Source organism: Streptomyces sp. NPDC085900 (assembly GCF_044540925.1).
Classification (GTDB): Bacteria; Actinomycetota; Actinomycetes; order Streptomycetales; family Streptomycetaceae; genus Streptomyces; species Streptomyces gilvifuscus.
On sequence record NZ_JBITSP010000024.1, the window covers coordinates 17,876 to 38,639 of the forward strand.

The window sequence follows — 20,764 nt, forward strand, 5'->3', positions numbered from 1 at the left end:
GTGCGCCGACATGTGCCCGGCGGGCATGCAGTCAGCTTCGTCGCACGGCCGGGAGGCGGAGCGGGGTGAACCGGATGCGCCCTCCGGCCACCCGGCCCGGCCGGCCGGGAACGAGGAAACGGAGTCCTCGCCGCCGCATAGCGGCGCGTACGCGGGCAGGCCTGAGCGCCCTCCGGTGAGAAGACCCGCGTACCCAACCGCCTCCGACCCATGCCACCCAAAGTGATGCGTGCCGCAGCGCGTAGGCGCCTGGCGTGCGCCCCCGCGCAACCCGATGGCCGGTTCTTCGCGCCCACAGGTGATGAGGGCCGCCAACAATGGGCACGCGCTCAACACCATGGAACCGGCGTACGGGAATTGAGGGGGCGGGGAGTGATCCGGGTACTTCTGGTGCACGACGAGTGTCTGGTGCGGTCGGTCCTGGCGGAGTGGCTCCGCCGGGAACCCGATCTGCGGGTGGAGGACACGCCATGGCAGAGCGCGCCGGGCAGGGCCAGGGCGATGTGTCCCGACGTCTGCGCTGTGGACCTGGAATGCGCGGACGCCTACGGCATGCCCCCACTGGGGGAGCTCTGCCCGCGCAGCCCGGGCCCGGTCCCACCCAGACTTCTGGTGCTTGCCGGTGCGAACAGGCCGGGCCTGCTGAAGCGCGCGCTCGAAGCGGGGGCGCTCGGCTACGTCGGCAAAGAGGGCTCGCCCGAGCACCTGGTGCGCGGCATCCGGCGCGTTGCGGAGGGAAAACGTTTCGTCGACGACTCGCTCGGCTTCGGTTTCCTCAAGGCCGCGGAAATGCCGTTGACGCGCCGCGAGTTGAGCGTGTTATCGCTGGCCGCGGAGGGAGCCTCCGTTGCCGAGATCGCCGGAAGCCTGCACCTGTCCAACGGGACCGTGCGCAACTACATGGCGGCCATCACCCGCAAGACCGGGGCGCGCAACCGCATCGACGCCATCCGCATCTCGCAGGGCGAGGGCTGGCTCTGAACGCCGCGCCGGTACGGGCGTCCAACTGCCGACCAGATCCCGGTACAGCGGCGACACGTCCAGCAGTTCGTCGTGCGTCCCGAACGCCGTACCCGTGCCGTCCATCACCAGCACCCGGTCCGCCCGCCGCGCCGAGCTGATGCGGTGGGCGACGACGACCAGCGTGCCGCCGGGCCGGGCCGCGAAGGCCCGCTCGGCGCGTTCCTCCGCCCACGGGTCGAGATGGCAGGTCGCCTCGTCCAGGAGGGCGAGCGGGGCGTACGACAGGTAGGCCCGGGCCAGCGCGACGAGCTGCCGCTCACCCACCGACAGGGCCGCCGGATCGACGAAGGCGCCCGGCCCGCCGAGCCGTTCGAGCAGCGGCCCCATGCCGACCGCCTCCGCCGCGGCGAGCAGTTCCGCCTCCGGCACGGGGTCCGCCCGGAAGTGGCCGAGGTTGTCGGCGACGGTGCCGCTGAAGACGTACGCCTCCTGCGGGATCAGCACGCGCCGCGCCGCGGCCGCCGCCGAGGGCACCGGCTCGCCGTACACCTCGATCCGCCCCTCCGCAGGCCGCAGCAGCCCCGCGACCAGGCCCGTCAGCGTGGACTTCCCGATCCCGCTGGGACCGACGACCGCCAGATGCGCCCCGGCCGCGAGAACGAGGTCGAGCCCCTCGACGACGGGAGCGGAGGCGGGGCCGTAGGCGAAGGTGACGCCGGAGAGGGAGAGCGCGGGGGGAACGGCGGGCGTGAACGCGCGCCGAGCGGCCGACTCCCTTTGCCGTGAGGCCGCATAGCCCAACTCGCCCCGCCGCGCGGCCTCTTCCCCACCCCCGATGCTCTCCGCGTCCGTCGACGTCAGGCGTCGCAGCACCACCGTCAGGCGGGAGCCGCTGGTGCCGAGGCCGTGGACCAGGTTGTGGAGGGCCGGGAGGAGGGACTGGGTGACGTAGGCGAGGGCGCCGACCAGGGCGCCGGTGGTGACGCCGCGGGCCAGCAGCCAGGGGGCGGCGGCCAGCAGCAGGACGATGGGCAGCTGCCCGCCCACGGCGAGGGACGCGACGCGCAGCACGCTCCAGCGGGCGAGGGAGCGGGCGGCGCCGAACTCGGCGTCGACGAGGCGCCCGCAGTCCTCGGCGATCCGCTCCTCCGCCCCGGTCGCCGTGACGTCCCTCAGCCCCGGGCACACGGCGCCGAGCCGGTCGGCCAGCGCCTCGTCGGCCACCAGGAACGCCTCCTGTCGGCGGGCCAGCGGCCGCAGCGTCGCCGCGAACAGGGCCACTCCGGCCAGCAGCGGCGGTCCGACGACGAGCAGCAGCAGCGGGGCGAGCGAGAACAGCCCGACGAGCGCCCCGACCGCGGTGAACACGAACGACCGCGAGACCATCACCAGCCCGGCGAAGGTGTCCCGCGCGATCTCCACCTGCTGGGTGAGCCCGGACAGCGCCCCGCGGTCGGCCTTCCGCACCCCCCGCCCGACCACGCGCTCCACCAGCCGGTCCCGCAGCGGCTCCACCAGGGCGGCGACGGCCGCGTACACCCGCGCGGTGCCGTAAGCGCCCAGGAGCACGCCGATACCGGCCACCCCGAGCCAGGCCAGCCCGACCCCGGCCCGGGCGGCCAGGAACCCCGCGTCGAGCGCCCGCGCCGGGGCGTACCCGGTCAGGAAGGTCTGCCCGGTCTCCAGCACGGACCAGCAGGCGAGCCGCAGGACGACCCGCCACCGGACGCGCAGGAAACGCGCGCCCCGGGACCGTATCCCGGCGCTCATGCCGCACCCTCGGCCGACTCGACGTCCTGAGCGGTCTCGCCGCCCTCGCCGCCGAACACGGCCCGGTACCCCGCCTCGCGCCACAGCTCCGCGTGCGGCCCGACCGCCCGCACCCTCCCTCCGTCCAGCCACGCCACCGCGTCCGCTCGGGCCGCCGTCGCCGCCCGGTGGGCGATCAGCAGGCGGGTGCCGCCCGAGCCGTGGGCCGACAGGGCCAGCGCGATGCGGGCCTCCGTCACCGTGTCGAGGCTGGAGAGCGCGTCGTCGAGCACGAGCAGGCGACCGTCGTGCGCGAACGCCCGTGCCAGGCCGAGGCGTTGGGACTCGCCGCCGGAGCGCGGGGCGTCCTCGCACCGGGTGTCGTAGCCGTGCGGCAGACGGCGGACGAACTCGTCGGCGTGGGCGGTACGGGCCGCTTCGCGGACGCGCGCGGGGGAGGGGGAGGACCGGCCCAGGGCGATGGCGTCCTCGATGGTGGTGCCGAGCAGGGCGGGGCGTTCGAAGGCGTAGCCGACGGCTCGGCGCAGCTCGTCGTGGGACAGCTCGCGCAGCGGGACGCCGTCGAGGAGGACCTCGCCGGCGTCGGGGTCGGTGAGCCGGCCGGCGAGTGCGGCGAGCAGCGACTTGCCGCTGCCGGAGCGGCCGACCACGGCGAGGGTCGAGCCGCCGGGGACGACGAGGTCGAGGCCGTCGAGCACGGTGCGGTCGCCCCGGCGCGCCGACACGGCACGGAACTCCAGCCTGCCGGGCCCGGCGGGCAGCCGGCGATCGCCGTGGACCGGGGCCGGCCGCGTCAGCACCTCGGCGAGACGGTCGGTGGCGGCACGGGCCCGGGCCAGGCTCGCGAACTGGCCGACCAGGACGCCCACCCCGGTCGCCAGCACCGCGTACCGGGACGCCGCGAGCACCTCGCCCACGGTGAGCCGGTGCCGCAGGAGCAGCACACCGGCGACGGCGACCACGCCGAGCTGCAGCAGCGGCGCGACGGCGGAGGCCTGTCCGGCGGCCCGCCCCTGCACCCGCCACATGCGGTGACCGGCGCGGGACAGCTCCGGCAGGGGGCGCAGGATCCGCGCCGTCTCCCTGTCCGCCGTACCCGCCGCACGGACGGTGCGGTGACCGTCCACCGCCTCCGACAGGGCGCCCGCGATGTGCCCCTGCACCCGCTGGTACTCGGCCACGCACCGGGTCGTGTCCCGGGTGAACGCGCGCAGCAGCAGGGTCAGCACGGGAGCGCCGGCGAGCAGGACGGCCGCCAGCCAGGGGTCCACCAGACCGAGCGCCACGACGCCTCCCACGGGTCCGGCGAGGGCGGCGAGCAGTGCGGCCCGGGCGGCCGGGGCGGTACCGGACTGCGCCGCGTTGCCGACGAGGCGGGCGATGAGGTCGCCGGGGCCGAAACGGTCGGTGGCGCGGGGGCCGAGGGCGAGCACATGGCCGGTCAGCCGGCGCCGTAGCCACGCGGTCGTCCGGGCGTCGACGGTGCCGGCGAGCACCGTCTCGACGGAGTCGAACAGGGCCGTCAGCAGGATCAGTGCCGCGCAGCCCAGCACCCAGCGGGTCGCGGGGGCGTGGGCGAGCAGCAGGTCGAGGGTGCGGCCGAGCGCCGCGGGCAGCAGCAGGCCCGCCCCGGTCGAGGCCGCGCTCACCAGGCACAGGGCCACGCAACCGGCCCGGCTGTGCCGGGTGGCGAGCCTCGTCAGCGGCGGTGCTTGTCCGGGGACGGCGCCAGTCGTCATACGGCCGCGGCCTCGCATCCAGGGTCGAAGGGGCGCCACAGGACCGCGGGCGGCCCCTCCCTGGTGGGAGCGGACCGCCCGGGGCCGTGTGCGCACGGTGTTCAGAGCGTCAGAGACAGAGCAGAACGCTCGCGGCGCTGATGCAGGAGAGCAGGCTGGCCGTGCTGGCGCCGCCGCCGCCCGTGTGCTCGTCGGATTCCATGGTCTGCAGGTCGAGCAGTGCCATTTCTTTTCCCTTTCCTTCTCTGTTCACCCGTGGGGACGGGGTTGGGTCACGACTCCGTCAGATTGCGGAGCCGCGTCATGAGGGCCGCCGTGGCGGCGGGAGGAACGGCAGGTGGGCGGTGCCCGAGGCAGCCGCGTCCAGCGCGAGCAGACAGCCCGCCGTTCCGGTCGAGAGGTCCATGGAGAGCCGCATCATCTGGTGCCCGGGGAAGGCCAGTCGGCCCTCGTACGCCATCGCGTACCAGCCCAGTGCGGCGATCTGTTCGGTCAACTGCCGCCCGGTCGCGCCCGGTTCGGTAGTGCGGCCGAGGTGCAGGACCATTCCGGCGCGGCCCTGGAAGAGGCCGGGCTGGGCGTAGAAGCGGGAGGTGGCGGCGGTGAGGATGCCCGCCCGCGCTTTTTCGAACTCCGGGTCGGAGGCGTGCGCGAGATAGTCGTCGAGCACCATGCCGATGCCGACGCTGCCGTCGCCGAGGTAAGGCAGGGTCCGCCAGCCCTCGTCGACCTCCAGTCCGCCGGTGCTCCGCTGCACGACACAGCAGTCCAGGTCGCGGCGGAGGGCGGCGCCGGCCGCGTCGAGAAGTCGTTCGTCGCCGGTCCACTCGTACTGCCGCAGCAGGAACAGCGCGGGCCCGCTCGCGCCCCGCAGCAGCCCGGCCCGGCGCCGTGCGCGTGTCTCCGGCAGCGGTTCGGCCAGCCGTCGTACGAGGATGTCCGCGGCCTCGGCCGCCCGTTCGCGCAGCTCCGACTCGCCCGTGACGCGGGCCAGTTCGCCCAGGACCAGGCCCAGGCCGGCCAGTCCGCCGTTCAGGTCGGAGGACAGCCGCTGCCAGTTCTCGGCCAGGATGCCCTCGACCAGATCGAGGGCCCGCTGCCGGTGGCCGAGGCGGTCCAGGACGTGGGCGACCCCGGCGAGGCCGTCGTAGAGACCGAGGGGTGTGCCCGCCGGTGCCGGGTCCGTGTGGGCGAGCAGCCAGCGCTCGCCCTCCTCGTAGCGTTCGGCGCCGGCCGCGGCGAGCGTGTACAGCACCCCGGCCGCGCCGTGGGCGAGGCCGAGTCCGCCGCCGTCGGAGAACTGGGCGATGTCGCCCGGGAAGAGCCGGTCGTCGCGCTCGGGTGTGGCCGAGGCCAGGATCGCCCCGATCATCGAGTCCCGGCTGTGCGGCCAGTCGTCGGGCCGCACCAGGGCCGGAGCCCGCACGCCCCGCGTGATCTCGGCGACCGCCTCGTCGAGGAAGGCGCGCGGCACCTCGGGGAACTGCTCGGCGATCACCTCGGCCAGGTGCGCCGCCTTGCCCCGGTCCACCACGAACAGCGTGGTCACGGGCAGGAAGAGAGCCAGCCGCAGACAGGCCAGCGCGTACCGGTCGACCTCGACTCCGGTGCGGTCGGGCGGCGCGAAGAAGCCGGGGTGGGCGACGACCTGGCGACCGCCTTCCTCGACCGGCGCCGCCGCCTCGAAGTCGATCAGGAAGACCGACTCCTCGTCCGGCGCCACCATGATGTTGAAGACGTGCAGGTCGTTGAAGACGATCCCGCGCGCGTGCACCGCCTCCACCGCACGCTCCACGGCCCCGTGGATGCGCACCGCCCACCGCGCGTAGGCGGCCACGGCGTCCGGATCGGGGTCGGGCGACAGCAGCGGATGGCGTTCGGCGAAGAAGGAGTTGAGCGGGCGTCCCTCGACGAAGTCCATGACCAGGAACCGGTGGTCGCCCAGCGTGAACCAGTCCCGCACCTCCGGCACCACACCGGTCCCGGCCACCTGCTCCAGGGCCTGCTTCTCCCGCTCCAGCCGGGCGATCGCGTCCGCCCCGTCGGAGGCCAGCCCCGCGTGCGGCCGCCCCTCCTTCAGTACGACCTTGCGCCCGCTGCGGGTGTCGGTGCCCGCGTACACCCCGCCGCCGTTGGAGAAGTGCAGCGCCTTCTCGATGCGGTACGGGAGGTCGCCCACCGTCGTGGTGTTGCGGGCCGCCAGATGCGGTTCGAGGAAGGCCGGCAGAGTGACCCACTCCGGCACCTGGAAGGACGGCGCCCGCCGGTCCGGCACCAGTCGTCCCTCGCCGTCGCGCACCGCCGGCACCAGCGAGCCGCGCTCGTCGACGGTGAAGGCGCGCGCGAAGGCGCCGTAGCGGACGTAGAGCGGACCGTCGTACCAGCGCAGGTCCGTGAGGATGTACGGCCCCTCGAAGCCCTTCAGCAGCTCGCCCAGCTCGCGCAGCACCAGGTGCAGCTGCTCCTCGTCGGCCGGGTAGACGGTGACGAACTTGCCGCTGTTGTCGCGGCCCGCGTACTTGGTGTTGCGCAGATGCAGCAGATGCGGCGCCGGCACGAACTTGAACGGGATGCGGCGCGGCACGCAGTAGTCCCACACGATCGCGGCGATCCGCTCGGCGTTCGCCCGGTTGGCCGAGGCGTGGATCTTCCAGCCCTGCGACGGGCCGGCCACCACACCGCCGTCCGCCTCGAGCGGCGTCAGCGTCAGCCAGTCGCCGATCCGCGCCGCGTCCCAGCCCTCGGGTACCGTCCGGCGCGCCGTGTCGAACTCGGGTGCGGACTGCTCACCGCTCGCCGAGAGCCGGTCCGGCGTCTCGTAGAAGTGTCTGTCCGCCAGCGCGTACACCTCGTACCGCTTGTCCATCGAACCCCCTCTGTGGCTCGTCATCGAGACTTCCAGCCGGGCGGGGGCCCCGGACAGTCACGTGTGTCACGAGACCACCGTGCGGTACGCACGGGTCAAGTCATGTTCGGTCCGTTTCGAGCTGACACGCCTTCTGACCTCCCCGGAACGCTCACAGGGGCTGCGCGGGCGGCTGATACGCGCTGTAATGACGGACGTGGTCAGTGAGGGCGCGGAGGGACGCAGAACGCGACTCCTGCGTGCCGAAGGCGCTCTGAAAGCGCTCATGAGCGGTCCGGCCTCGCTCGAACGGGTGCGTCGCGTCCTGGAGCAGGCGCTCGTCTACGCCGGTGCGGCCTGCGTAGCCTTGTACGCCCCGGGCCAGGACCCCGACGTGCTGTGCCTGGTGGAGTCGGCGGGGGTGCCGCGCACCCTGTTCGGACTGCGGGACAGCTATCCCCGCTCCGGTCACTCCGCGGTGGCCGACGCCCATCGCTCGGGCAGCGCGGTGTGGCTCGGGCCCGAGCAGCTCGCCGAGCACGCCGAGTCCCGGCGGACGCCGTCGGGGGACTTCTTCGTGGCGGCGCTGCCCGCGCGCGGCGACGGCGGCGGCGGCTGTCTGCTGGCGGTGAGCGAGCGCCGCGAGGGCTTCGACACCGACGACCGCAAGTGCCTGGAGCTGATCGCCGACGCCGTCGGCGCGCCCGCGTCGGTCCGCGCCGCCGAGGGCGGGGAGCTGCTCGCGGGCTCCTTCAGCCTGGCCATGGACAGCGGCCGGGTCGAGGTCGGTGACGACATCCTGGATCTGTTCGCCCTCACCCGCGCCGAGTTCGACGGCAAGGTGGAGACCCTGCTCGGCCTGACCGTACCCGAGGACCTGCCCTCGCTGATGTCCGTCGTCGAGGCCGACCACATGTCCATCGGCGAGCGCGAGCTGGAGTTCCGGGTGCTGCAGCCCGCGGGCCCGCCGAAGTGGCTGCGGCTGCGCGGCCGCCTGCTGCCCGGCGGCGAGGGCCGCCAGGCCCGGCTGGTGGGCACCGTCGCCGACGCCTCCTCGCTGCGCTCCGACGTCACGGACGTGACGCGGGTGCAGCGCCTGGCCTCCGCCCTCGCCACCGCGGGCACCGTCCGGGACGTCAGCCAGGCCGTGGTCGCCGCCCTGCGCAAGCCGCTGCGGGCGGACCGGATCGCGCTGGCCGAGCTGGAGGGCGAGCGGCTCGTCGTCACGGTCCTCGACCCGCCCGAACCGGAGTCCTGGCCCGAGTTGTGGCAGCTGGAGTGGCGCTCGGAGTGGCCGGACGCCCCCGTGCGCGCCATGCCGACCCTCGCGGCCGCGCTGCGCGAGGGCCGCGCCCAGATCTGGCCCGCCGACACCGCCCTCGAGCCCGCGCTGGCCGACGTCGGGCCCGGCGGCCTCGCCGTGCTGCCGCTGCCGGCCGCGGGCCGCATGGCCGGCGCCTGCCTGATCGGCTGGGACGCTCCGCACGAGTTCGGGCCAGACGAACGGGCCCTGCTCACCGCCTCCGCCGGGCTCGCCGGTCAGGCCCTGATGCGTGCCCACGCCTTCGACGCCGAGCACGAGCTGGTCGGCATGCTCCAGCGCCAGCTGCTGCCGCGCCGCCTGCCCACGCTGCCCGGTGCGGTCGCCGTCGCCCGCTACCTGCCCGCCACCGCCGGCCTGGAGGTGGGCGGCGACTGGTACGACGTGATCCCGCTGCCCGACAACCACGTGGCCCTCGTCATCGGTGACGTGCAGGGCCACAGCACGGCCGCCGCCACCCTCATGGGCCAGATGCGCACGGCGCTGCGCGCCTACGCCGTCGAGGGCCACCCGCCGGACGTCGTCGTCTCCCACGCCAACCGCCTCCTGCTGGACATCGAGACCGACCTCTTCGCCACCTGCTGCTACGTCGACGTCGACATGGAGGAGGGCTCCGCCTGGTACGTCCGCGCCGGCCACCTGCCGCCGGTGCTGCGTCACCCGGACGGCGGTACGGAGATCCCCGAGTCCGACGGCGGGCCCCCGCTGGGCGTGATGGCGCGGGCCGACTTCCCGATGAGCGTGCTGCGCCTGCGCCCCGGCACCGTCATAGCGCTGACCACCGACGGACTGGTGGAGTCCGCCGAGGCCGACATCGACACCGGCATGAACCGCCTGGCCGGCGAACTGGCCGCCTCCGACCCCGCCCACCTCGGCCTGGTCGCCGACGCCCTGCTCGGCAACGCCCACCGCGGCGACGACGTCGCCCTGCTCCTGTTGCGCTACGACGGCATGGCCCTGCGCCCGCTGCGCGAGGGCTGGACGGTGTGGCGGGTCCCCGAGGCCGTCGGGCACGCCCGCCGCTTCACCCGGCGCACCCTGCGCTCCTGGGGCGTGCCCGCGGTCAACCGGGACCCCGCCCTGCTGATCGTGTCCGAACTGGTCACCAACGCCCTCGTGCACACCGACGGCCGCGTCCGCCTCGACCTCACCCTCCTGGACAACCGGCTGCGCATCTCGGTGTCCGACGCCTCGCCCCGTACCCCGGCCAAGCCGACGAGCATCAGCTGGGAGGCGACCGGCGGCCGCGGCATCCTCCTGGTGGAGGCCATGTCGGACACCTGGGGGACCGTGCCGGTCAGCGGGGGCAAGCAGGTGTGGGCCGAGCTGGCGCTCAGCGGTGGCTGACGTTGGCCGTGATCAGGCGCAGCAACTGCTTGGCCAGGGCGTCCTGTTCGGGCGTCAGCCCCATGGCGTCGCCGATGGCGAGCGGGACGGCCAGGGCCCGCTCGCGCAGCGCCGCGCCCGCCTCGGTGAGCCGGATCGCGACGGACCGCTCGTCCTCCGCGCGCCGTTCCCGGCGCAGCAGCCCGTTCGCCTCCAGCCGCTTGAGCAGCGGAGACAGGGTGCTGGACTCCAGCTGGAGCGAGGCGCCGAGATCGCGCACGGAGATCGAGTCCTGCTCCCACAGGACGAGCATCACCAGGTACTGCGGGTAGGTCAGGCCGAGTTCGTCGAGCAGGGGGCGGTAGCGCGCGGTGACGGCGCGCGAGGCGGCGTAGAGCGCGAAGCAGAGCTGGTCGTCCAGGAGGAGCGATCCCTCGCTCGGCTCCACTGCGGCTGGACTCACGGTGCGGCTCCCGAGTGCGGTGCTGTCCACGGCGATCACCGAGTCTACCGTTCCAGTCTGTTCGATTGAATCGAGTACGAAGATATCGGTAGCGATTAAGTTGTGTGCGACTTAATCGAGAGCTACTCTTCTTCTCGTGCCGCACCCGCCCGGTGCCCCCGCCGGGGCGTGCCCGCGGCACCCAGACCGGAGGAGGCCGTCATGACCGACAGCACCGCATCCCGCCCCGTCCTCGAACCCGCCGCCCAGGCCTTCGTCGAGGCCACCGCCAACCCGCCGTACCTGTTCGACCTCGGCCCGGTCGAGGGCCGTAAGACGGTCGACGAGGTGCAGTCCGGCGAGATCGCCAAGCCCGGCGTCGACGAGGAGTGGATCACCGTCTCCGGCGGCCCGACGGGCAGCGTCCGCGCCCGCGTCGTCAGGCCCGCCGGGGCCTCCGGCACCCTGCCGGTGATCCTCTACATCCACGGCGCCGGCTGGGTGTTCGGCAACGCCCACACCCACGACCGCCTAGTCCGCGAACTCGCCGTCGGAGCGAACGCCGCGGTGGTCTTCCCCGAGTACGACCTCTCGCCCGAGGCGCGCTACCCCGTCGCCATCGAGCAGAACTACACCGTCGCGCAGTGGATCGTGCGGGAGGGGGCCGACAAGGGCCTGGACGCCTCACGGCTGGCCGTGGCCGGTGACTCCGTCGGCGGCAACATGACCGCCGCGCTGACGCTGATGGCCAAGGAGCGCGGGGACGTCCCGCTGGTGCAGCAGGTGCTGTTCTACCCGGTGACCGACGCGAGCTTCGACACCGCCTCCTACCACCAGTTCGCCACCGGCTACTTCCTGCGCCGCGACGCAATGCAGTGGTTCTGGGACCAGTACACGACCGACGAGGCGGAACGGGCGCAGATCACCGCCTCCCCGCTGCGCGCCTCCACCGAGCAGCTGGCCGGACTGCCCCCGGCCCTGGTCATCACCGGCGAGGCCGACGTCCTGCGCGACGAGGGCGAGGCCTACGCCAACAAGCTGCGCGAGGCCGGCGTGCCCGTCACCGCCGTGCGCTACCAGGGCATCATCCACGACTTCGTCATGCTCAACGCCCTGCGCGAGACACACGCCGCCGAAGCCGCCATCAACCAGGCCGTCGCCACCCTGCGCGCCGCGCTGGGCACCGCCTGACCGGCGCTGCCCCGGGTACCCGGAGCGGACGGCGGCGACCCGCGCCGCCGTCCGGCACCCAGGAGGGCACATCATGCCCCAGCACGTCAGCGACATCATGACCGGCCACCCCACGACGGTCGGCGCGCAGACCTCGGTGACCGCCGTGGCCCGCATCATGCGTGACCAGGACCTCGGCGCCGTCCTCGTGACGGACGGCGACCGGCTGCGCGGCCTGGTCACCGACCGCGACCTGGTCGTGCGGTCCCTCGCCGAGGGCGGCGACCCCGAGGAGAACACCGTCTCCGGCGCCTGCAGCGACGACCTGGTCACCGTCGGCCCCGACGACGACCTCGACCTCGCGATCACACTGATGCGCGAGCACGCCGTACGCCGCATCCCGGTCGTCGACCACGGCCGGCCCGTCGGCATCGTCTCCCTCGCCGACCTGGCCATGGAACGCGACCCGGACTCCGCCCTGGGGGACATCAGCGTGGCCCGGCCCAACGACTGACCACCCGAACGAGGGTTGCCGACCCCCGCCTGCCCTCCTCGACCGGCCGTCAGGTGTGCTCGTTCAGGAACTGCGGCCCCGGCCGGGCCGGTTCGGCACTCATGGCGAGTGGCGGCAGCCCGGCGAACAGGAAGATGCAGAACGCCGTCACCATGTAGGGCTGCCGAGCGGCGTTTGACGAGGCCTCGGTGGGGGACCCGGACCGGAAGCATCGAGGCAGAAGGAAGATGAGCCGCAGTGACGTCACCCATCAGTGAGAAGCCCGCCACGGGCCGGTCGGACACCGGCTCGTCGAATGCACGGCACGTGCACGGCAAGGGTGTCGTGCGGACCTGCCTGCCGGCCTTCCTGGACGAGAAGACCACCCGATCGGCCCTGCGGGACACCGAATGGAACATCGTGCGCGGCGAGGACTGACCGTCCCCCCACCGCCCACCCGCACCAGGGCATCCGCTGCACCGCCGGACAGGTGGTGCAGCGCTTTCGTCACCTGGAGGCCCTGACCGAACGCCCCCTTTACGGCGATCGACGCTAGGGTGAAGCAGATGAAGGCTCTCGTGCTGTCCGGCGGCGCCGGTACTCGATTGAGGCCGATCACGCACACGTCGGCCAAGCAGCTCGTGCCCGTGGCGAACAAGGCCGTGCTCTTCTACGGTCTGGAGTCCATCGCCGCTGCCGGCATCACCGAGGTCGGTGTCATCGTGGGTGACACCGCCGAGGAGATCCAGGAAGCGGTCGGCGACGGATCCAAGTTCGGCCTTGAGATCACCTACATCCCCCAGGAGCGGCCTCTCGGGCTGGCCCACGCGGTACTGATCGCGCGGGACTGGCTCGGCGACGACGACTTCGTCATGTACCTCGGCGACAACTTCATCGTCGGAGGCATCAGCGGCCTCGTCGAGGAGTTCCGCCGAAACCGACCCGACGCCCAGATCCTGCTCACCCAGGTGGCCGACCCGCGCTCCTTCGGCGTCGCCGAACTCGACGCCTCCGGGCAGGTCGTCGGGCTGGAGGAGAAGCCCGAGCACCCCAAGAGCGACTTCGCCCTCGTCGGCGTCTACCTGTTCACGCCGCTCATCCACGAGGCGGTCCGCTCCATCCGCCCCTCCTGGCGCGGCGAACTCGAGATCACCCACGCCATCCAGCACCTCATCGACGCCCGTGCCGACGTCCGCTGTACGGTCATCGAGGGCTACTGGAAGGACACCGGGAACGTCGTCGACATGCTCGAGGTCAACCGGACCGTCCTGGAGGGCCTCGACCGCCGTATCGACGGCGAGGTCGACGAGGAGTCCGAGACGATAGGGCGCGTCGTGATCGAGGAGGGCGCACGGGTGGAGCGCTCACGGATCGTGGGGCCCGTCGTGATCGGCGCCGGCACCGTCGTCGAGGACTCCTACGTCGGTCCCTTCACCTCCGTCGCGGAGAACTGCCGGATCACCGACAGCGAGCTGGAGTTCTCCATCGTCCTGCGCGACTCCTCCATCCTCGGCGTGGGGCGCATCGAGAACTCCCTCATCGGCCGGCACGTCGAGGTGACACCGGCTCCCAGTGTCCCCAGCGCCCACCGTCTCGTCCTCGGCGACCACAGCAAGGTGCAGATCCATACATGAATCTCCTCGTCACCGGCGCCGCCGGATTCATCGGCTCCGCCTACGTCCGCATGCTGCTGGCCCCCGGAGCGCCCGACACGCCCCGGATCACCGTGCTGGACAAGCTCACCTACGCCGGCAACCTCGACAACCTCGAACTCGACCACCCGCGGCTGGAGTTCGTGCAGGGCGACATCCGTGACGCCGAGCTCGTCGACAAGCTCGTCGCCGAGGCTGACCAGGTGGTGCACTTCGCCGCAGAGTCCCACGTGGACCGCTCGATCACCGGTGCGACCGACTTCGTCCTCACCAACGTGGTCGGCACCCAGACCCTGCTGGACGCGGCGCTGCGCCACCGGGTGGGCCCCTTCGTGCACATCTCCACCGACGAGGTCTACGGCTCCATCGAGCAGGGCTCCTGGCCCGAGGACCACCCGTTGCGGCCCAACTCGCCCTACTCCGCCTCCAAGGCCTCCTCCGACCTGCTGGCCCTCGCCTACCACCGCACCCACGGCCTGGACGTCCGGGTCACCCGCTGCTCCAACAACTACGGCCCGCACCAGTACCCCGAGAAGGTCATCCCGCTGTTCGTGACCAACCTCCTGGACGGCAAGAAGGTCCCGCTCTACGGCGAGGGCCTCAACGTCCGCGACTGGCTGCACGTCGAGGACCACTGCCTCGGCGTGGACCTGGTGCGCACCAAGGGCCGCCCCGGCGAGGTCTACAACATCGGCGGCGGCACCGAACTGAGCAACAAGGAACTCACCGGCCTGCTGCTCCAGGCCTGCGGCGCGGGCTGGGACATGGTCGAGCACGTCGAGGACCGCAAGGGACACGACCTGCGCTACTCCGTCGACTGGAGCAAGGCCCGCGACGAACTCGGCTACCGCCCCCGCCACGACTTCACCACCGGCCTCGCCGACACGATCACCTGGTACCGCGACAACCGCGACTGGTGGGAGCCCCTGAAGCGGCGGTCGGCATGAGGTGGCTGATCACCGGTGCCGGCGGCATGCTCGGCCGGGACACCGTGGAGGAACTGCTCCGGCGCGGCGAGGACGTCACGGGCCTCGACCGCGCGGCCCTGGACATCACCCGGCCGGACGCGGTCGAGGCGGCGCTGGCCGAGCACCGCCCCGAGCTGGTCGTCAACTGCGCCGCGTACACGGCCGTCGACGACGCGGAGACCGACGAGGAACGGGCCCTCGCCATCAACGGCGACGGACCCCGCAACCTCGCCCGCGCCTGCTCGACCCTGGGCGCGCGCCTGATCCACGTCTCCACCGACTACGTCTTCGCGGGCGACGCCCACACGCCCTACCCGGAGGACCACCCCACGGGCCCGCGCACCGCCTACGGCCGCACCAAGCTGGCCGGGGAGCGGGCCGTGACCGAGGAGCTCCCCGCAGCGAGCGCGATCCTGCGAACTGCTTGGCTCTACGGGGTCCACGGGCGTAGTTTCGTCCGCACGATGATCGACCTGGAGTCCCGCCGCGACACCCTCGACGTCGTCGACGACCAGCGCGGGCAGCCGACCTGGAGCGCGGACGTCGCCGCGCGCGTCGCCGACCTCGGCCCCCACGTGGGCCGGGGCGCGAGCGGTGTCCTGCACGCCACCAGCTCCGGCGAGACCACCTGGTTCGGGCTGGCCCGCGAGGTCTTCCGCGGCCTCGGCGCCGACCCCGACCGGGTACGGCCGGTCGGCAGCGAGGCCTACTCCCGCCCGGCCCCCCGGCCCGCCTACAGCGTCCTCGGCCACGACCGCTGGCGGCAGCTGGGCCTGCCGCCGCTGCGCGACTGGCGCGCCGCCCTGCACGAGGCACTTCCACTGATCCGCAAGGAGTCCCCTTCGTGAAACGCCACGAGTTCCTGCGGGGCCTGCACAAGGCCACCGCCAACCGCAACTACCTGGAGATCGGAGTCAACGACGGCCGCAGCCTGAAGCTGTCGCGCGTGCCCAGCATCGCCGTCGACCCGGCCTTCAAGGTGGTCACGGAGATCAAGTGCGACGTCCACCTGGTGAAGGCCACCAGCGACGACTTCTTCGCCCGCGACAACCCCCTCGCGCACCTCAAGGGCGGCCGCCACCCGCTGCGCAACCTGCGCCGGGGCCGCAGCCCGCTGGGCCACTGGCGGCGCACCACGCTCGACCTGTCGTTCATCGACGGCATGCACCTGTTCGAGTACGCGCTGCGGGACTTCATCAACATCGAGAAGCACTCCGACTGGTCCAGCGTGATCGTCTTCGACGACATGCTGCCGCGCAGCATCGACGAGGCGGCCCGCGACCGGCACACCACCGCCTGGACCGGCGACGTCTACAAGATCATCGAGATCCTGGAGCGCTACCGTCCCGACCTGGTGACGGTGCTCGTGGACACCCAGCCCACCGGCCAGCTCATCGTCTTCGGCGCCGACCCCAAGAACACGGTGCTGAAGGACAAGTACGACGACATCATGGCCGAGTTCGACGTGCCCGACCCGCAGAAGGTGCCCGAGTCGGTCCTGGAGCGCGTGAAGGCGGTCAAGCCGGAGACCCTGCTGGAGGCCGACTTCTGGCGCCCCCTGGTGCGCGCCCGCAACCGCGGCCTGAGCCGCTCCCGGGGCTGGGAGCCGCTGAGGACCGCGCTGCAGCCGCTCGCCGTCAGTCGCTGACCGAGCCGCCACGCAGCTTCTCGTAGTAGGCGGAGCAGGCTTCGTACGACGGCAGCAGCCCGGTCTCCCGGGCTTCGGCCAGCGACGGAGCCTGCTCGTCCTTCGGGGAGAGCACCGGACTGATGCCCTCCGGCCAGGTGATGCCCAGGTCCGGGTCGAGGGCGTGCACGCCGTGCTCCCGCTCGGGCGCGTAGCCCTCCGACGTCAGGTACACCACGGTCGCGTCCTCGGTCAGGGCCATGAAGGCGTGGCCGAGCCCCTCCGCGATGAACAGGGCGTGCCGGGCGTCCTCGTCGAGGCGCACGGCCTCCCACTGCGCGAACGTCGGCGAGCCGACGCGCAGGTCGACCACCACGTCAAGGACGGCCCCGCGCACACAGGTGATGTACTTGGCCTGCCCGGGCGGCACGTCCGCGAAGTGCACGCCGCGCACCACGCCCCAGCGGGACACCGAGAGGTTGGCCTGCCGCAGCGGCAGGTCGTACCCGGTGGCCTCGCGGAACTGGGCGCTGCGGTACCACTCGTGGAAGCTGCCCCGCTCGTCGTGGAAGATCTTCGGTTCGAGCGCCCAGGCGCCTTCAATACCCAGTGATCGCACGCTGTCACGCCTTTCGAGCCTTGGAAGCCGACGCCGTACGCCGCCCGAGGACCGCGGCGAGCGCACGCCGCGCCCTGCGGGCCAGCCGGCCCACGGCCGAGGGCCGTGGAGTGCGGACCACCTTGACCGAGCCGTTGGCCGTCCGCAGGGTGAGGGGCAGCGGCAGGGACCGTGCGTCCGCGTCGTCGGGCGCCGGGCACAGCGCGGTCCGCCAGGTCCCGCCGCCCAGTTCGCCGACGGGCAGGGACGCCTCCAGCACGGCCCCGTCCCCGGCCGGGGACAGCGTGCCGGGTGTGTCCACCGACCGGCCCTGCGAGGTCAGCCGCAGCAGCACCGGGCTCTCGCCAGGGACGTGCAGCGGCAGGGGTACGCGCACCTGGCCGCCGGAGACGGTGACCTTCTCGGGGTCGAGGCGGTCCAGGCCCAGGCGCTTGTTCGCGCGGTCGACGTCCAGCGAGAGGTTGTCGTGCGGGTCCGTCCAGTACGGCAGCACCACGTGCCCGCCGACGACGGCGGCGGAGGCGGCGGCACGGGCCTTGCGCGGGCCCGGACCGATCCGGGCCTCCTTGCTCCAGCCGCCCATCCTGACCCGGGCGTAGGTGTCCCACAGCCCCGCGCGCAGCGGACCGCCGTCCACCGCGCCGACCGGGTCGACGGTCGCCGTCGCCCGCAGCACCAGCCGCACGTTCCCGCTGTCCGCGACGGGCACGATCTCCCGGGTGACCTCGACCGGCTGGAAGTACTGGGCGGCGGTGGACCGTTCGCGTACCAGCAGGTCCAGGGCGGCCTTGCCGAACCGGGCGACGGTGTCGGAGCCCACCCAGGCCACCGCCTCGGCGATGTTCGGGGGCGGCCCGTCGAGCGGGGCGCGGACCCCGCCGCCGGGGAAGGTCAGCGGCGCGCCGCCCGCCGTGAACTCCGCGGCGATCTCGACGCGCAGCGTGCCGTCGCGCCACTCGATCCTGCCGGGCACGGCCCGCAGCGAGAGGCCGGCCTCCCACTCGGCGAAGGCCACGACGTCGTCGTACCGGTTCGCCGCGATCAGCGCGGCCACCACCTGCTGGGTCGGCTGCAGGCCCGCGGCGACACCGGGGCCGAAGCGCTCGGTGGCGATGCGGTGGATCTCCTCGAACAGCTTGCGCCGGTAGTCCTCCGCCAGCTTCAAGAAGCGCCTGCCGCGCAAACGTTCCACCATCTCCACGCGCAGCCAGCGGCGGTGGAGGGAGTCGCGGACCGGTCCCGGCTCGGTGTACCGCTCGACGACGTCGAGCGCCTCGCGCAGGTTCTTGAAGTAGCCGACGGGGTCGAACTGCTGGATGCCGGCGTTGGACGCGTCGTCACGGCGGATGTGGTAGTAGCAGACGTAGTCGCCGATCACGGAGACGTTGGCGGCGCGCAGGTACGCCTCCACCACGAAGACGTGGTCCTCCAGACGCCGTCTGCCCTCGGGGAAGCGCAGGCCTGTCTCGTCGAGGAACGCCTTGCGGAACATCTTGTGCGGGGTGAGGCTGTCGATGAGCGGGGCGTCCTCGACGGAGGCCCGCGGCCGGTTGCGGCGGAACAGCTCCACCGGCACCGAGCGGCCGCGGCCGGCCATCTTGCCGACGACGACGTCCGCCTCGTTGGCCTTTCCGTAGCCGTACATCCGCTCCAGGGCCTCGGTGCCGAGGCTGTCGTCGTTGTCGACGAACATCACGTACTCGCCGCGGGCGGCCGCGATGCCGACGTTGCGCGGCTTGCCGGACCAGCCGGAGTTCTCCTGGTGGATCACGTGGACCCGGGGCTCCTTGGCGGCGAGCTCGTCGAGTCGGGCCGGGGTGCCGTCGGTGGAGCCGTCGTCGACGAAGATGGCCTCGTACTCGTCGGGCGGCAGGGACTGCTCGAGCAACGAGGTGATGCAGTCCTCGATGTACGGCCCCGGATTGTAGACCGGGACGATGACGCTGACCTTGACCGGCATCGGGCTTCCGAGCCCCCTCGGTTCGCTTGCCGTGTGCGTTCGGGCGGTGGCCAGATGCTAACCCGGCCAGGGACTTGGGCCCACTCCGCCCCGCCCGTGCACGTCTCGCCGCAGGCCGGTCAGTCGTGCGTCTTGGCGAGGAGCTCCAGGATCTCGGCGGTGGTGCCGGTCTCGCCCAGCCGCGGGAAGATCCGCTCCACACTGTTCGCGTGGGCCTCGGCGGACCGGTCGCTCATCGCGTCGGTGGCGAGGGTGACGTGGTAGCCGTGCTCGTGGGCGGCGCGCGCCGTCGACTCCACGCCGATGCTGGTGGCGATGCCCGTGAGCACGATCTGGGTGACACCGCGGCGGCGCAGCTGCACATCGAGGTCGGTGCCGTGGAAGGCGCCCCAGTTGTGCTTGGTGACGGTGATGTCCCCGTCGTGACCGGCGAGTTCGCCGACGATCTGGTCCCAGCCCGCCGGGAGGGCGCCGCCGGGCCGGGGCGTCTCGGTCCGGCCGGGGACCGCGTCCGCGCCGTCGGCGGCGAAGGAGACCCGCACCAGGACCACGGGCAGGCCGCGGGTGCGGAAGGCGTCGGCGAGTTGAGCCGATCGGGTGACCACCTCGGCGCCCGTGTACGGCTGGGTGGGGGCGCCGACGATGCCGGCCTGGAGGTCGATCACGACGAGGGCGGTGTGCGGGTCGAGGGCGGTGACGGTCATGACGTCGGGCCTTTCATCGGTGGGTGGGGAGGTGATCGCCGCGACGGAACCGCGGGCGGTGACGTCAGGGCCGCGTGAGCCGGTCCAGCAGGGCCAGTCCCTCCAGGAGGGTCTGCCGCTCGCCCTCGGTGAACCGGTCCTGCAGCGCGCGGGCCAGCCACTCCTCGCGCGCCTGCCGGTCGCCCTCGACGCGCCGGTGCCCGTCCTCGGTGAGGGTGACGAGCTGGCGGCGGCCGTCGGCGGGATCGGGGCTGCGGCGGATCAGGCCGTGCCGGTCGAGGGCGGCGAGCGTGGTGGCCATCGACTGCGGCCGTACGCCCTCCGCCGTGGCCAGCGCGCTCGCCGTGGCGGCGCCGTGCTTGGCGACCAGGGTGAGCGCGGAGACCTGCGACGGGGTGAGCTCGTCGTCCTCCGCGACCTCGCGGATCCGCCGCCGCAGCCGGCTGAAGACGACCCGCAGGTCGCGCGCGGCACGCGCGGCGGAGTCGGTGATGCCGCCGGAGGGGCCGGGCGCCGTCGTGTTCATGCGCCCCACCGTAGATCCGTCAGCTCAGACTTTCCAGTTGAGACTGTTCAGTCTCGGCTGTAGATCCGGTGGTCTTACGCTGGCCGTGTGCGCCTGCTCCTGATGTCCGACACCCACCTGCCCAAGCGGGCCAGGGAACTGCCCGCGCCGCTCCTGGCCGAACTCCCGCGCGCCGACGTCGTCTTCCATGCGGGGGACTGGGTCGACACCGCCACCCTCGACCTCCTGGAGAGCCGGTGCCGCAGGCTGGTCGGCGTCCACGGCAACAACGACGGGCCCGATCTGCGGGCCCGGCTGCCCGAGGTGGCCCACGCCGAGATCGGCGGTCTGCGGTTCGGCGTCGTGCACGAGACGGGAGCCGCCCAGGGCCGCGAGGCGCGCTGCGCCGCCCGGTTCCCGGACCTCGACGTGCTGGTCTTCGGGCACAGCCACATCCCCTGGGACACCACCGCCCCCGGCGGCCTGCGCCTGCTCAACCCCGGCTCGCCCACCGACCGCCGACGCCAGCCGCACTGCACGTACATGACCGCCGGTGTCGAGGAGGGTCGCCTGACGGACGTGCTGCTGCACCGACTGCCGCAGCGGTAGCGGCCGGTTTCACGGAGGCGGGTCCGGGGGACCGCGGTATCGAGGGACTGT

The 20,764-nt window shown here is 73.0% G+C and carries 18 protein-coding genes and 1 pseudogene; 10 read left to right on the forward strand and 9 right to left on the reverse strand.

What is annotated here, in order from left to right; translation table 11 throughout:
* Positions 1 to 552 precede the first annotated feature (552 nt).
* Positions 553 to 897: pseudogene (locus ACIGDI_RS42760) on the forward strand (LuxR C-terminal-related transcriptional regulator); the annotation flags it as partial.
* Here the strand turns inward: ACIGDI_RS42760 and ACIGDI_RS42765 are convergent.
* The 4 genes from ACIGDI_RS42765 to lanKC all read right to left on the reverse strand — a co-directional run bounded on the left by ACIGDI_RS42765 (position 820) and on the right by lanKC (position 7,338).
* Positions 820 to 2,733 (reverse strand): ATP-binding cassette domain-containing protein, encoded by a 1,914-nt coding sequence (locus ACIGDI_RS42765; protein ID WP_399908286.1) that lies wholly within the window; start codon positions 2,731 to 2,733, stop codon positions 820 to 822. The pseudogene ACIGDI_RS42760 and the gene ACIGDI_RS42765 overlap by 78 nt on opposite strands.
* Positions 2,730 to 4,472, reverse strand: coding sequence for an ABC transporter ATP-binding protein (locus ACIGDI_RS42770; protein WP_399908289.1), 1,743 nt, complete (start codon positions 4,470 to 4,472; stop codon positions 2,730 to 2,732). Before ACIGDI_RS42770 ends, ACIGDI_RS42765 begins: the two co-directional genes overlap by 4 nt.
* Positions 4,473 to 4,581: 109 nt before the next feature.
* Complete coding sequence (locus ACIGDI_RS42775) at positions 4,582 to 4,698, reverse strand: SapB/AmfS family lanthipeptide (RefSeq protein ID WP_030937754.1); 117 nt, start codon at positions 4,696 to 4,698, stop codon at positions 4,582 to 4,584.
* 75 nt (positions 4,699 to 4,773) lie between these two features.
* The gene (lanKC, locus tag ACIGDI_RS42780) at positions 4,774 to 7,338 is read right to left on the reverse strand and encodes a class III lanthionine synthetase LanKC (protein WP_399908362.1); all 2,565 of its coding nucleotides are present in this window, start codon (positions 7,336 to 7,338) and stop codon (positions 4,774 to 4,776) included.
* A gap of 187 nt (positions 7,339 to 7,525) precedes the next feature.
* Here lanKC and ACIGDI_RS42785 point away from each other — a divergent pair, with 187 nt between their 5' ends.
* On the forward strand, positions 7,526 to 9,985 hold the full coding sequence (locus ACIGDI_RS42785) for a SpoIIE family protein phosphatase (protein WP_399908292.1): 2,460 nt from the start codon (positions 7,526 to 7,528) through the stop codon (positions 9,983 to 9,985).
* On the opposite strand, the gene ACIGDI_RS42790 is transcribed toward ACIGDI_RS42785, so the two are convergent.
* Positions 9,972 to 10,427, reverse strand: coding sequence for a MarR family transcriptional regulator (locus ACIGDI_RS42790; RefSeq protein ID WP_351581450.1), 456 nt, complete (start codon positions 10,425 to 10,427; stop codon positions 9,972 to 9,974). The genes ACIGDI_RS42785 and ACIGDI_RS42790 overlap by 14 nt on opposite strands.
* A 201-nt stretch (positions 10,428 to 10,628) precedes the next feature.
* On the opposite strand from ACIGDI_RS42790, the gene ACIGDI_RS42795 reads away from it, so the two are divergent.
* The 7 genes from ACIGDI_RS42795 to ACIGDI_RS42825 all read left to right on the forward strand — a co-directional run bounded on the left by ACIGDI_RS42795 (position 10,629) and on the right by ACIGDI_RS42825 (position 16,337).
* Positions 10,629 to 11,597, forward strand: a complete 969-nt coding sequence (locus ACIGDI_RS42795; RefSeq protein ID WP_399908296.1) for an alpha/beta hydrolase — start codon at positions 10,629 to 10,631, stop codon at positions 11,595 to 11,597.
* 73 nt (positions 11,598 to 11,670) lie between these two features.
* On the forward strand, positions 11,671 to 12,090 hold the full coding sequence (locus tag ACIGDI_RS42800) for a CBS domain-containing protein (RefSeq protein ID WP_399908299.1): 420 nt from the start codon (positions 11,671 to 11,673) through the stop codon (positions 12,088 to 12,090).
* Positions 12,091 to 12,327: 237 nt separating this feature from the next.
* The gene (locus ACIGDI_RS42805) at positions 12,328 to 12,507 is read left to right on the forward strand and encodes a hypothetical protein (protein WP_200704100.1); all 180 of its coding nucleotides are present in this window, start codon (positions 12,328 to 12,330) and stop codon (positions 12,505 to 12,507) included.
* 128 nt (positions 12,508 to 12,635) lie between these two features.
* A complete protein-coding gene (locus tag ACIGDI_RS42810) occupies positions 12,636 to 13,703 on the forward strand; it encodes a glucose-1-phosphate thymidylyltransferase (RefSeq protein WP_399908302.1) in 1,068 nt (355 codons plus the stop codon).
* A complete protein-coding gene (gene rfbB / locus ACIGDI_RS42815) occupies positions 13,700 to 14,668 on the forward strand; it encodes a dTDP-glucose 4,6-dehydratase (RefSeq protein ID WP_399908305.1) in 969 nt (322 codons plus the stop codon). Before ACIGDI_RS42810 ends, rfbB begins: the two co-directional genes overlap by 4 nt.
* Entirely contained in the window at positions 14,665 to 15,537 is an 873-nt protein-coding gene (gene rfbD / locus ACIGDI_RS42820) for a dTDP-4-dehydrorhamnose reductase (RefSeq protein ID WP_399908308.1), read from the forward strand. The genes rfbB and rfbD overlap by 4 nt, the downstream gene beginning before the upstream one ends.
* Complete coding sequence (locus ACIGDI_RS42825; RefSeq protein WP_399908311.1) at positions 15,534 to 16,337, forward strand: class I SAM-dependent methyltransferase; 804 nt, start codon at positions 15,534 to 15,536, stop codon at positions 16,335 to 16,337. Before rfbD ends, ACIGDI_RS42825 begins: the two co-directional genes overlap by 4 nt.
* Here the strand turns inward: ACIGDI_RS42825 and rfbC are convergent.
* The 4 genes from rfbC to ACIGDI_RS42845 all read right to left on the reverse strand — a co-directional run bounded on the left by rfbC (position 16,327) and on the right by ACIGDI_RS42845 (position 20,125).
* Positions 16,327 to 16,935, reverse strand: a complete 609-nt coding sequence (rfbC, locus tag ACIGDI_RS42830; protein WP_399908313.1) for a dTDP-4-dehydrorhamnose 3,5-epimerase — start codon at positions 16,933 to 16,935, stop codon at positions 16,327 to 16,329. The genes ACIGDI_RS42825 and rfbC overlap by 11 nt on opposite strands.
* 4 nt (positions 16,936 to 16,939) lie before the next feature.
* Positions 16,940 to 18,895, reverse strand: coding sequence for a glycosyltransferase family 2 protein (locus ACIGDI_RS42835; protein ID WP_399908316.1), 1,956 nt, complete (start codon positions 18,893 to 18,895; stop codon positions 16,940 to 16,942).
* A gap of 119 nt (positions 18,896 to 19,014) precedes the next feature.
* Positions 19,015 to 19,599: a hydrolase gene (locus tag ACIGDI_RS42840; RefSeq protein WP_399908319.1), complete on the reverse strand. Its 585-nt coding sequence runs from the start codon at positions 19,597 to 19,599 to the stop codon at positions 19,015 to 19,017.
* 64 nt (positions 19,600 to 19,663) lie between these two features.
* Positions 19,664 to 20,125, reverse strand: coding sequence for a MarR family winged helix-turn-helix transcriptional regulator (locus ACIGDI_RS42845; protein ID WP_399908322.1), 462 nt, complete (start codon positions 20,123 to 20,125; stop codon positions 19,664 to 19,666).
* A gap of 87 nt (positions 20,126 to 20,212) precedes the next feature.
* On the opposite strand from ACIGDI_RS42845, the gene ACIGDI_RS42850 reads away from it, so the two are divergent.
* Positions 20,213 to 20,713: a metallophosphoesterase family protein gene (locus ACIGDI_RS42850; protein WP_399908325.1), complete on the forward strand. Its 501-nt coding sequence runs from the start codon at positions 20,213 to 20,215 to the stop codon at positions 20,711 to 20,713.
* The last annotated feature ends 51 nt before the right edge of the window (positions 20,714 to 20,764 follow it).